The sequence below is a fragment of the Gordonia amicalis genome (assembly GCF_022059885.1).
In the GTDB taxonomy this organism is placed as follows: Bacteria; Actinomycetota; Actinomycetes; order Mycobacteriales; family Mycobacteriaceae; genus Gordonia; species Gordonia amicalis.
Map to the genome: position 1 here is coordinate 1,034,987 of NZ_CP091855.1, position 12,169 is coordinate 1,047,155.

General features: G+C 65.8%; 13 protein-coding genes. 8 read left to right on the forward strand and 5 right to left on the reverse strand.

Annotated features, from left to right (window positions below; translation table 11 throughout):
* The 3 genes from IHQ52_RS04725 to IHQ52_RS04735 all read right to left on the reverse strand — a co-directional run bounded on the left by IHQ52_RS04725 (position 1) and on the right by IHQ52_RS04735 (position 2,498).
* Complete coding sequence (locus IHQ52_RS04725) at positions 1–426, reverse strand: hypothetical protein (protein ID WP_024499099.1); 426 nt, start codon at positions 424–426, stop codon at positions 1–3.
* A 188-nt stretch (positions 427–614) separates the two neighbouring features.
* Positions 615–1,706, reverse strand: coding sequence for an inositol-3-phosphate synthase (locus tag IHQ52_RS04730; protein ID WP_006438598.1), 1,092 nt, complete (start codon positions 1,704–1,706; stop codon positions 615–617).
* Positions 1,707–1,763: 57 nt separating this feature from the next.
* Complete coding sequence (locus IHQ52_RS04735; protein ID WP_006438599.1) at positions 1,764–2,498, reverse strand: PadR family transcriptional regulator; 735 nt, start codon at positions 2,496–2,498, stop codon at positions 1,764–1,766.
* A gap of 219 nt (positions 2,499–2,717) precedes the next feature.
* Here IHQ52_RS04735 and IHQ52_RS04740 point away from each other — a divergent pair, with 219 nt between their 5' ends.
* From IHQ52_RS04740 to IHQ52_RS04760, 5 genes are all read left to right on the forward strand, one after another.
* Entirely contained in the window at positions 2,718–3,110 is a 393-nt protein-coding gene (locus tag IHQ52_RS04740; RefSeq protein ID WP_006438600.1) for a DUF5318 family protein, read from the forward strand.
* A gap of 127 nt (positions 3,111–3,237) precedes the next feature.
* On the forward strand, positions 3,238–5,580 hold the full coding sequence (locus IHQ52_RS04745) for a transglycosylase domain-containing protein (RefSeq protein WP_024499100.1): 2,343 nt from the start codon (positions 3,238–3,240) through the stop codon (positions 5,578–5,580).
* Positions 5,540–7,201 carry a glycosyltransferase family 87 protein gene (locus IHQ52_RS04750; RefSeq protein ID WP_035760574.1) on the forward strand — a complete coding sequence of 554 codons (1,662 nt, stop codon included), beginning with the start codon at positions 5,540–5,542 and terminating at the stop codon, positions 7,199–7,201. Before IHQ52_RS04745 ends, IHQ52_RS04750 begins: the two co-directional genes overlap by 41 nt.
* A 72-nt stretch (positions 7,202–7,273) precedes the next feature.
* Complete coding sequence (locus tag IHQ52_RS04755) at positions 7,274–8,215, forward strand: 8-oxoguanine DNA glycosylase OGG fold protein (protein WP_024499101.1); 942 nt, start codon at positions 7,274–7,276, stop codon at positions 8,213–8,215.
* A 36-nt stretch (positions 8,216–8,251) separates the two neighbouring features.
* Complete coding sequence (locus IHQ52_RS04760; protein WP_024499102.1) at positions 8,252–8,659, forward strand: hypothetical protein; 408 nt, start codon at positions 8,252–8,254, stop codon at positions 8,657–8,659.
* A gap of 11 nt (positions 8,660–8,670) precedes the next feature.
* Here IHQ52_RS04760 and IHQ52_RS04765 read toward each other — a convergent pair whose 3' ends face one another.
* Positions 8,671–9,249, reverse strand: coding sequence for a GNAT family N-acetyltransferase (locus IHQ52_RS04765; protein ID WP_024499103.1), 579 nt, complete (start codon positions 9,247–9,249; stop codon positions 8,671–8,673).
* A 1-nt stretch (position 9,250) separates the two neighbouring features.
* A complete protein-coding gene (locus IHQ52_RS04770) occupies positions 9,251–10,705 on the reverse strand; it encodes a hypothetical protein (protein WP_051349625.1) in 1,455 nt (484 codons plus the stop codon).
* 207 nt (positions 10,706–10,912) lie between these two features.
* On the opposite strand from IHQ52_RS04770, the gene rpsF reads away from it, so the two are divergent.
* From rpsF to rpsR, 3 genes are all read left to right on the forward strand, one after another.
* A complete protein-coding gene (rpsF, locus tag IHQ52_RS04775; RefSeq protein WP_004020660.1) occupies positions 10,913–11,194 on the forward strand; it encodes a 30S ribosomal protein S6 in 282 nt (93 codons plus the stop codon).
* A gap of 116 nt (positions 11,195–11,310) precedes the next feature.
* Positions 11,311–11,832: a single-stranded DNA-binding protein gene (locus IHQ52_RS04780; protein WP_006868586.1), complete on the forward strand. Its 522-nt coding sequence runs from the start codon at positions 11,311–11,313 to the stop codon at positions 11,830–11,832.
* Positions 11,833–11,892: 60 nt separating this feature from the next.
* Entirely contained in the window at positions 11,893–12,150 is a 258-nt protein-coding gene (gene rpsR, locus IHQ52_RS04785; RefSeq protein WP_004020662.1) for a 30S ribosomal protein S18, read from the forward strand.
* Positions 12,151–12,169 lie beyond the last annotated feature (19 nt).

The following is a 12,169-nucleotide window of genomic DNA, read 5'->3' on the forward strand; positions in this document are numbered from 1 at the left end:
TCAGCGCACGTGCCCGGTCAACTGGTAGGTCTCCGGCGGGCCCGCGATCGACGAGTACAGCGAGACCTGAGTGAACGCGCCATTCTTCGGCGCGAACAGCCAGATGCCGACCGGATACTTCGCGATGCTCCCGGACGCACAGTCCGGCTTGCACAGCTTGCGGTTCTCGGTCCCGAAGCCGGCGGCGAAGCCATCGGTCCACGCGAGCCAGGTGATGTCCGAGACGATGACCCCCACGTCGGCGCAGAAGATCGACGAGAGTGTCCGTGGCTGAACAAGTTTCGCACCGTCACAGCCACCGACGACGGTCACGGCCGGGGTGGGAGACGGTGCGGCAACCGCAGTCCCGGTGCCCGCGACACCGAACAGTCCCAACGTGGCCGCGATCGCCGCGGTCACACACACCCGGATGATTCTCGAACCCATCGTGGTCTCCTCCTCGTAACCTGCCGCGGCAGTAGGCGGTATGAGGAATCATTGTCGACCACAGCACGAGTGACCACGCGTGGATTCACCGAACCCGTGTCGCCGAAAACGACGACGTCCCCGCCGGAACCGTGAGGGTGTGCCTCACGAATCCCGAACGGGGACGGCGACAGTCGTTACGGCGAGGATCAGGCCTCGACGATGAACGCCTCGAGCTGCGCACGCGCGACGTCGTCGGCGAGCTGCTTCGGCGGGGACTTCATCAGGTAGGCCGAGGCCGGGAGGATCGGTCCGCCGATGCCGCGGTCCTTGGCGATCTTGGCGGCGCGCACGGCGTCGATGATGATGCCGGCCGAGTTGGGGGAGTCCCAGACCTCGAGCTTGTACTCGAGGTTCAGCGGCACGTCACCGAAGGCGCGGCCTTCGAGGCGGACGTAGGCCCACTTGCGGTCGTCGAGCCATGCGACGTGGTCCGACGGGCCGATGTGGACGTTCTTGTCCTCGACCTTGCCGGCGAGCGAGCCGGTCAGGTTGGAGGTCACGGCCTGGGTCTTCGAGACCTTCTTGGACTCCAGGCGCTCACGCTCGAGCATGTTCTTGAAGTCCATGTTGCCGCCGACGTTCAGCTGGTAGGTGCGGTCGAGGGTGACGCCGCGATCCTCGAACAGCTTCGCCATCACGCGGTGGGTGATGGTGGCGCCGACCTGGCTCTTGATGTCGTCGCCGACGATCGGGACACCGGCGTCGGTGAACTTCTTGGCCCACTCGGGGTCCGAGGCGATGAAGACCGGGAGTGCGTTGACGAACGCCACATTGGCGTCGATGCAGCACTGTGCGTAGAACTTGTCGGCCTGCTCCGAGCCGACCGGCAGGTAGCTGACGAGGACGTCGACCTCGGCGTCCTTGAGGGCCTGGACGATGTCGACACCCGAACCGTCTGCCTCGGTGATGGTCTCGAGATAGTACTTGCCGAGGCCGTCGAGGGTGTGGCCACGCTGAACGGTGACACCGGTCGGCGGCACGTCGGCGATCTTGATGGTGTTGTTCTCGCTCGCGAAGATCGCGTCGGACAGGTCGAAGCCGACCTTCTTGGCGTCCACGTCGAACGCGGCGACGAACTCGACGTCGCGGACGTGGTACGGGCCGAACTTCACATGCATCAGACCCGGCACGCTGGCGTTCTCGTCGGCGTCCTTGTAGTACTGCACGCCTTGCACCAAGGATGAAGCGCAGTTTCCTACGCCCACAATGGCAACGCGCACCTTATTGGGCTCACCCATGGTCGGGCTCTCCTTCTTGTTGCGGCGTCGCAGACGTTCGCTGCGCCACCGGTGTTTTCACTTGCTCGGGTGCCCGAGCTGTTCGTCCCGGCTCGGCGTCGAGTCCGGTTCTTCGATATTCGCCATCGGTTCGTCCCGGTCCCGGTTGCCCGGCCCCGGATCGACAGGTGACTGTTCGGTTCCGGCGGTGTCCCGAACGGCGTCGTCGGGATCGAATGCGTCGGTGTCGAACGGATTTGGTGGGTCGAACGGACTGGGAGTCCCGTCTTGCTGCTGGGAGCTCTCGGCGGCGATCAGCTCGTTGAGCCAGCGGACCTCCCGTTCACTGGACTCGAGGCTGAGCTGATGCAGCTGACGGGTGTAGCGATCGACCGCCCGGTTGGACCGTCCGACGATCTCCCGCAACCCTTCTCGGCGCTCCTCGACCTGCCGGCGACGTCCCTCGAGGATGCGCATGCGCGCCACCGCGGGAGTCCGGCTGAAGAACGCCAGATGAACACCGAAACCGTCGTCGGTGTAGTTCTGCGGACCGGTGTCGGCCACGAGCTCGGCGAACCGAGCACGACCTGCATCGGTGAGTTGGTACACCCGACGACCACGACGAACCTTCACACCCATGGGCGCGTCGGCTTCGTCGATGAATCCGTCGGCCTGCATCCGGCGCAGGGTCGGATACAGCGAACCGTAGGAGAAAGCACGGAAGGCGCCGAGAAGCCCGGTCAGCCGCTTGCGCAGCTCGTAGCCGTGCATGGGGGATTCGAGGAGCAAGCCGAGAATCGCCAATTCGAGCACTTCGTCACCCCCTCCTTCCTCGATGTGTCGGAGCGTGCTGACAGCGCAACACCTCGCTCCGATGTGTTTGTCAATGTATCGCACCGATATAACTGTGTCCACGATGAGGTCGATCGAGGAAGCTACCCCGCGTGTCGTGGGTTGGCGACCGAACCCGCCCCGTCGGCGGCCGGACCCGTCGCGCCGACGGTGGAGGTGTGACCACGTACGCTTGGAACCGTGCAACGCCAGATCGTCGACTACGCCCTGCAGCGGCGCGCTCGGCTGTCCTCGGTCCACGCGGGCCGGACCGCCGTGGCCGATGTGTGCGATGCGAGTCCATATCTTCTGCGCGCGGCGAAGTTCCACGGTCGGCCCAGTGACACGATGTGCCCGATCTGCCGAAAAGAGCAGGTCACGCTGGTTTCCTGGGTGTTCGGCGAACGCCTTGGCCAAGTGAGTGGCTCAGCGCGGAGCACTGAGGAGATCGCCCGGCTGGCGACCACCGACGAGGAGTTCTCGGTGCATGTCGTCGAGGTGTGCCGGACGTGTAGCTGGAACCATTTGGTGCAGTCCTACGTTGCCGGGCTGCCCCCGCGGACCACGCGTCGCACCCGACGCGTGGCCAAGTAGCGCGCTGGCCTGCGGTTTTTTGCCGAGGCCCCGCACGTGCTGTCAAAGTGGAGTGGCACGAGGCTCGAGAAAGTGACCGAGGTCAGCGGTGTGTGACGCGCCGCACGCCCGGTAGGAAAGGTGGACGATGAGCGAGGCGTACGGTTCTTCGCCCACACCGCGCGGTACCGGAACCCGTCCCGGTCGCAACGGTGGCAGTGGCAACCGGCGAAACAGCAGGCAGGCAGCGGAGGAACGGCACAAGCGGTTCGCGTGGGCGCTCGGCGCAGTGGGCGCCGTCGTCCCGGCCATCGTGCTGGTGCTGATCTTCGCGTTCGCCTTCACCTACTTCACCGCGGAGATCCCGGAACCAGAGGTCAGTCAGAAGGCGACCATCGTCGACACCTCCGGCCGCACCCTCGCCGACATCACCCAGCCCGACGGCAACCGCACGGTGGTGCCGCTCGACGAGATCCCCGACACGATGATCCAGGCGATCGTCGCCGCCGAGGACCGCGAGTTCTGGACGAACAACGGCTTCTCGCCGCGCGGCCTGTCCCGCGCGATGATCGGTCAGATCACCGGCAACCAGTCCGCCGGCGGTGGATCGACGATCACCCAGCAGTACGTCAAGAATGCGATCGTCGGTGACGAACGCAGCTTCGACCGCAAGTTCAAGGAACTCGCGATCGCCGCGAAGATGAACGAACGGCACGGCTGGTCCAAGGAGAAGATCCTCGAGGCCTACCTCAACACCATCTACTTCGGCCGAGGCGCCTACGGCGTCGCCGTCGCCACCCAGAAGTACTTCAACAAGTCGATCACCGACAAGGCGCGGGCCGCGAAGAACCCGTTGACCTTCGAGGAAGCGGCACTGCTGGCCGGGGTCATTCGCGCGCCGTCGTACTACGACCCGGAGAACAACCGGGAGGCGACCGAGGCCCGCTGGCGCTACGTGCTGAGCGGCATGGTCGCCACCGGCGCCATCACCAAGCAGCAGGCCGACAACGCGGTCTTCCCGAAGACCATCAAGCCGCGGGTCAGCGGTACCGACGAGACACCGGGCCCCAATGGCCTGATCAAACGTCGGGTGCTGGAAGAACTCAACAGCGTCGGCATCACCGAGAAGCAGCTGCAGACCGGTGGTCTCAAGATCAGCACCACCATCGATCCACAGGTGCAGAACGGCGTCGTCCAGGCGGCCTGCCGCAAGAACAAGATCTACAAATGCCCGGACGGCCAGCTCAACGGCGAACCCGACGACCTCCTGGCATCGGCGGTGTCCATCGACCCGCAGACCGGCGCCGTCCGCGGTTACTACGGCGGTGACAACGCCGGCGGGTGGGACCTCGCACAGGCGGGCCTGCAGACCGGATCGTCGTTCAAGGTGTTCGCGCTCGTCGCGGCGCTCGAACAGGACATCCCGCTGTCGAAGGTCTACAGCTCCGCACCCTTCGAGGCCAGCGGTGGACTCACGGTCGAGAACTCCGAGGGTCAGAGCTGCGGCTCGTGCAACCTCGCAACAGCGATGAAGATGTCGCTGAACACCGTCTACTACCGACTCATGATGGACCTCAAGCGAGGCGCCGAGGACGTCGCCGACGCAGCGCATCGAGCCGGCGTGGCCGAATCCTTCGGCAACATCGACAAGACCCTCCAGGAGGCGAACGGCTCCCCGGAGGGCGGCGTCGTCCTGGGTCAGTACCAGTCCCGCGTCATCGACATGGCCTCGGCATATGCCACCCTCGCGGCGTCCGGTGTCTACCACGAGCCGTACTTCGTGCAGAAGGTCGTCGACTCCGAGGGACAGGTGCTCTTCGAACGCAAGTCCGAGGGCAAGCGGGTGTTCCCCGCCAAAGTCGCCGACAACGTGACCGCGGCGCTGGAGCCGATCGCGGCATACTCCAACGGCAACTCGCTCTACGACTCGTCGCTCGGCTCGCGTCCGTCGGCCGCCAAGACCGGCACGGTGCAGCTCGGCGACACCGGAAAGAACAAGGATGCGTGGATGGTCGGGTACACCCCGCAGCTGTCCACCGCGGTCTGGGTCGGTACGAACGACGGTACGGCGCTGACCAACTACAGCGGCGCGTCGATCTACGGCAGTGGTCTGCCCGCGCAGATCTGGAAGGCGGCGATGAACGCCGCGCTCGAGGGCAAGGAGATCAAGGAGTTCCCCGAGCCCGAGGCGATCGGCGGCGTGGCCGGCATCCCCTACGAGGCCCCGGCGACCACCTACGCTCCGTCCACACGCTCGCGGGGACCATCCCTACCGACCTTCGACATCCCCGACCAGGGCGGCGACGGCAACCTGACACTCGCACCCGGCGTCACCATCCCACTCCCGGGCGCTCCCCGAGGCGGGGGCGACTCCGGTGGTGGCAACTCGCCCGGCGGTGGGGACTCCGGTGGCGGGAACACGCCGGACGGCGGAGGCAACGTGCCCGGCGGTGCGGACGGCGGAGGAGTCCCTGAACCGCCGGTCGGCTGACCAGGACGTATCGGCTGACTCCGACGATGTAGCCGACCCTGCCTGGGACAGCCCTGCGCCGACGGCGCGAGACGGTCGCGTCGACACCGAACGCGTCCTCCCGACGCGTACCGACAACTCGGTCCGCGAGGCGAGTTCACTCATCGGCGGACCGGCGGGCGCGCATGCAGTCATCGGCCGAAGCCGCCACCTGACCCCGCTACGCGTGCTGTTCGCGCTCGCGTTGTGCGGATTGGCCATCGGCTGGTTCGGCAAGGCGGGCTGCCTGCAACAGGCCCCGGCCGACGGCGGTTCGTCCGGACGCCCCGGCGCCGAGATGCGACTCGACTGGGACGATCAGCGACAGTTCACCAACCTCTGCTACAGCGACGTCATCAGCCTGTACGGCGCGGAACGACTCAACATCGGGGCGCTGCCGTACCGCGACTTCTGGTTCCAGGAGGACTCCCAGGGCCAGACCATCAAGCGGTACATGGAGTATCCCGTGCTCACCGGGATGTTCATGTACGGTGCCGCGCAGTTGACGCGCGGCTGGGTGTGGGCCGAGGAGAACTGGGGTGTCCCCGGCGCGCTGGACGTGGTGCTGTTCTTCACCATCGTCGCGTTGGGCCTGGCACTGTTCTGGCTGGTCACCATCTGGGCGACGGCTCTCACTGCGCGGACCCGGATGTGGACGGTCTGGCTGGCGGCGCTGTCGCCGCTGGTGTTCGTCCACGCCTTCACCAACTTCGACACCATCGCGACCGCGGCCGTCGCGGTCGCGCTGCTCGCGTGGTCGCGGGACCGGCCGTGGATTGCGGGCGTGGCGATCGGCGTCGGCGCCGCGGCGAAACTCTATCCGGCGTTGTTGCTGGTGGTACTGGGAGCGCTGTGTCTGCGGACCGGCCGAGTCCGCGAGTTCGGGGCCGCGGCCGCCGCAGCCCTCGCCGCGTGGCTGCTGGTCAACCTCCCGATCCTGATCCCGTATCCGACCGGGTGGTGGGAGTTCTTCCGGTTCAACGCAGACCGGTCCGCCGACGCCGACACCATCTACCGCATCCTCGCCGACACGCTTGGTTTCACATGGAACATCGACCATCTGAACGCGCTGTCGGTCGGGCTGACGGTCCTCGTCATGGTGGCTGTCGCCTTCATCGGCCTGAGTGCGCCGTTCCGACCCCGTGTCGCGCAGCTGGCGTTCCTCGCGGTCGCCGGCTTCCTGCTCGTCAACAAGGTGTGGAGCCCGCAGTACTCGCTGTGGCTGGTGCCGCTGGCAGTACTCGCGATCCCACACACCAGGCTGCTGCTGACGTGGATGACGATCGACGCGCTGATCTGGATTCCGCGGATGAGCCTCTTCCTGGATGCGGAACGCCGTTGGCTGCCCGACCAGTGGTTCACGGCCGCGGTGGTGCTCCGGGGAGTGATGGTCATCGTGCTGTGTGCGGTCGTGATCTGGCAGATCTGGCATCCGCAGGAGGACCTCGTCCGGCGCGGGAACGACGGTCGCTTGTACGACGATCCGGCCGGTGGTGTGCTCGACGGCGCACCGGACCGGATCCGGTTACGCCTCCCGTCGCGGCTCGTGCGGCGGCGCGCCGAAGTCGAAGTGGCCGAGCCCGTTTCGGCCGGGAGTACGTGAGCTGACCGCGCCGGCCGAGCTGGCGTATCGGAAGGAGGGAACCGAACTCCGCGTCGGCGCGTCCAATGCAGCATGAATCCCTCACAACTCGCTGTTCCCGACGACCTCATCGACTGGCTCGCCGACGGCGATCGCGCGACCGAACTCCTGACCGATTCCGTCCTGGTCGACCAGCAGTGGTGGATCGACCATCTCGCCGAGTTCGACATGCCGAACACGCTGCACGGCAGCAAGATCAGTAGAGGAGACCTGTTCGCCCTCGGCGCCGTCGCCGGCGAGTCCGCGGAAGATGCAATCGCGCTGTTGTGGAACGTCGTCGCATTCTGCCTGGGCCGTCAGAACGCAGACGGGAAGAAGCGGATCGCCGCCGTGGCCGCAGACCGCAAACGTCTCGGCCGACTCCTCCAGGAGGCCGCCCTGGCTAGTCGCGACGACCCCGGCGCGGCGTACGCGATGCTGCGACCGGACAAGGGCGGCAACACCATCGAGAAGCTCGGCCCGGCCGGGTTCACGTGGTACCTGTACTTCGCGGGTGCCGGCGATCCGAAACATCCGAGCCCGGTGCTCGAGGCCAAGGTCGGCCGATCATTGCGGCGTGCCGGTTGGAAGGGCCTGCGCGACGGCGTCTGGACCGCCGCCGACTACTTGACCTATTCCCGGATCGTCGACCGCTGGCGCACGGAGACCGAAATCGATCGCAACGACGTCATCGTGCGCGGACTCTTCGCGATCTCGCCGCCGAGCGGATGGGACCATCCGTGGCAGGCGTGGGAACGCCAGACCTGGGAAAAGGCGAATTGGGTACGCGGCCCCTTGTCCACCGACGATCTGCGCATCATCCACCGCTGGTTGTGCACTCTCTCCGCCCTGGCGCCGAGATCCGCTGAGGCACAACTTGAATTCAGGCAGTTGGGTCACAAGATCAGCCAGGCGCTCAATGGTGAGGTCAGTGAGATCTACGACGGATTCGACGAGGATCGCGTCTACGGCAGCTACATCGGTCGGCGAATTTGAAGGTTGACGCACCCTCGGCGTGGGTATTGTCGGGACATGGCTGAGCGTGGCGAACAGGTCCCGGATACGACCGCCGAGGCGGTCGGAAAAGTGGGTGAGGCGCTCGAGTACGTCGAACGCGCCCGTGGTCACCTCTACAGCTTCCACCAGCTCATCGGGCATGCGGATCTTCTGCTCGGGGAGGCCGTGGACGCGCTACGTAAAGACGGACACGCCGACATTGCGGAAATCCTCGCATCAGAGATGGTCGGACGCAATGTCATCAACGGCCGCTGGACATTTCAGGTCATCGAGGAATTCGACGACACGTACTGGCACCCGTTCCGGGCCCATACGGAACGGGTGCGCAACGAGTTGACCGACGGGGAACGGCATCTGTACGAGGCGCGGATGAAAGAAGAGCGCCGGACGCATGGTCATCCGGACCACTCGAAGGAGCCATGATGCCCGGTGTGTCAGCTAATCCGTTGTAGCAGTGCGGCTTTCGCGTCCGGCCACTCGTCGTCGATCATCGAGTAGAGCGCGGTGGTCCGCCATCCGTCGCCGAACCGCCGGTGTTTGCGGAGCAGACCTTCGAACTGAGCGCCGAGCTTCGCGATCGCGGCGCGGGACTGCGTGTTGTGCTCGTGGGTGTGCCACGTGATCCGTACGGCGTCGCAGTCCTCGAAAGCGCGCCGCAGCAGCAGATACTTCGCGGTCGGATTGACCGTCGTTCCCTGCACGCGTTCGGCGTAGAAGGTGTAGCCGATACAGACGCTGCGGTTGGCCTCGTCGATCTCGTAGAAACTCGTCGATCCGACGACGGTGCCGTCGATGTTGTCGACGACGGCGAACGCCATGCGTGCGCCGGGGTCGGCGGTGGCGGTCTCGATGAAGCGACGGGCGGAGGCGAGATCGATGGGCACACCCGGAGACCAGCGGAACCTGTCCGGGTCGCCGACCACCCGAGCGAGTGCCGGCGCGTCGTCGATCGTCAACGGCCGCAACGTGACCCGATCGCCGACGAGCGGTCCGGTACCCAGCCACGAACTCATGTCAGGCCCTGTCCGTCGCCGGTACGGGGCGAGCGGTCTGTTCGTCGGGCCGATCGACGCGCGCGTCGTCGCGGATCGTCATCGACGCGAGTGGTTCACGCAGCGGGGTGCGGACCAGCGTGCCGATCAGGTACACGAGCAGGAACGCGTGTACCCAGACCGAGCCCGCGACACCGGTGAGCACCCACCAGGGCAGCGGGTCGCCGGCGTCGCGGATCGGGAACAGGCGGAAGATCGTCAGGTCCAGAGCGATGTCGGTGACCAGATACACCGCGATGACCTGCCACCGCACTCGCATCAGCACGAAGAACGGGAGAATCCACAGGGTGTACTGCGGCGAGTGCACTTTGTGCAACAGCATGAACCCGGCGAGCATTGCTCCGCTGACACCGATCCAGGGAAACACGCCGATCCGGCCGTAATGCCGCCACCCGAGGTACATCGCGACCGCGAACGTGACAAGGATCAACAGCGGCGAGGCGACCCCGACGAGCGAGTGATAGGTGTCGGTCGTGCCGGTGAGGTAGCGCAGACCCCAGTACCAGATGGAGTTGGTGTCGACGTCGGCACGCCGACGCCCCTGGAACGTCAGTGCCGCCTTCCAACCGTCGAATCCGAGGACCATGAACGGCAACTGGATGGCGACCACGGTGACCACCGCGGCGCCCGCAACCCACGCGGCACCCACCCAGTCGAGGCCGCGGCGCCCGACGCGCCGCAGTCCACCGGCACCGCCGGTCAGGACATAGGCGGCCAGCGGCAGCACGAAGATCCCGGGATACAGCTTGAGACAAAAGCCGATCGCGAGCAGGACCGAGGCCACGATGGCCGCGGTCCGGAGGGGGAGTCTTCGTCGGCCCGTGCCCCGATCGATCGAGCCACCCCACGTCATCACCGCGATCGCGGCGACGGCGGTCGCGACCACCGGCAGCTCCCAGTTGTGGAAGGAGTACAGGACCAGCGGGGGAGTGGCCGCCCACAGCAGCGCCCACCAGCGGACCATCAGCGCCAGCATGACAGTGATCGCAAAACCGAAGGGGGCCAACAACAATGCGGTTTGGTTGAAGAACTCTGTGTCGGTGTGGGCGCCGATCGCCCCGGCGTACATCATCAGCCCGGACAGCACGGGGTATTCGACGACGCCGCCGAAGAGCGTGCCGTCGCCACCGATCCCGCCGTGGATGTAGGGAAACACGTGGTTGTTGATGTCCCGGCCGAGCCACAGGTACATCAGGTCCGAGTAGCAGGGGATGATGCCGGCCGGATTGCCGGAGGGCCAGTTGGCGCTGCGTCCGTCGGCATCGAACGGCGCTCCACCGCAGCGGACCTTGACCTGGTAGCTCCAGAACATCGTCGCTGCGGTCGCCAGCAACGACACCAGCACGATGACCGCGGTCTCACCGCGTCCGGACAACCACGTGATCCGTCGAGGCGTACTGGTCCGCGGCTCCGACATGGCCAACAGAGTAGGTCGTCGTGCCCGACCCTTGCTCCCTGAGGTGCGAGGAGCGTGAGCGACGAGCCACGACGGGGCGGTACCGGTGACCTCGGATTTCCGGGAGAACGTCCTGGTCATGTATCTTGGACCGGTTGCCGACGCAGGCGACCCTCCTGCCACGGACAGTCCGTGGCCGACCTAGCCCATAGGAGGTGATGTGGTCTTATGCGTCACTACGAATTGATGGTCATCCTCGATCCGAATCTGGACGAGCGCACCGTCGCACCCTCACTCGATACTTTCCTCAATGTTGTCCGCAAGGATGGCGGTTCGGTGGATGGTGTCGACATCTGGGGCAAGCGCCGCCTTGCTTACGAGATCCTGAAGCACAATGAAGGCATCTACGCCGTCATCGATCTCAATGCCGAGCCCGCCACGGTTACCGAGCTCGACCGTCAGCTGAAGCTGAACGAGTCGGTTCTGCGCACCAAGGTCCTGCGGAAGTAATCCACAGGGTTTCTTGAACGTCTGAAGACGTCGGTACCGGGTTCTAGGGTTGACCCAGAAACTCCCGGTGCATGTCGATCAGCGAGTGCCCACCAACGACCCGAGGGGAAACACACATGGCAGGCGACACGGTCATCACCGTCATCGGCAACCTCACCGCCGACCCGGAATTGCGGTTCACGCCGTCGGGAGCAGCGGTTGCCAACTTCACGGTGGCTTCCACCCCGCGCACGTTCGACCGTCAGACCAATGAGTGGAAGGACGGCGAAGCGCTGTTCCTCCGCTGCAACATCTGGCGCGACGCCGCGGAGAACGTGACCGAAAGCCTGACCAAGGGATCCCGGGTCATCGTGCAGGGACGGCTCAAGCAGCGGTCCTACGAAACCAAAGAAGGCGAACGACGCACGGTCGTGGAACTCGAGGTCGACGAGATCGGCCCCTCGCTGCGTTACGCCACCGCCAAGGTCAATCGCGCCTCGCGCGGCGGTGGCGGTGGCGGCGGTGGATTCGGATCCGGTGGCGGCGGCGGTAGCCGCGGCGGCGGATCGAACCAGCAGGTCGCCGACGATCCCTGGGGCAGCGCGCCTGCCAGCAGCGGCGGATCGTTCGGTGGCGGGGACGACGAACCACCATTCTGATAACTCCCGGGTCCCGCCCGTCGGCGGCCACCCGGATTGCATGACTGGAGCAATACACACATGGCAAAGGCAAAGCCCAGCCGGAAGCCTCGCGTCGAGAAGGTCACCAAGACCAAGGCGTGCAGCTTCTGCAAGGACAAAAAGGCCGTCATCGACTACAAGGACACCGCGCTTCTGCGTCGTTTCCTGTCCGACCGCGGCAAGATCCGCTCGCGTCGCGTGACCGGTAACTGCGTGCAGCACCAGCGCGACGTCGCCGTGGCCGTCAAGAACTCGCGTGAGGTGGCCCTGCTGCCCTTCACCTCGACCAGCCGATAAGCGGAAAGGATCAGTTGAC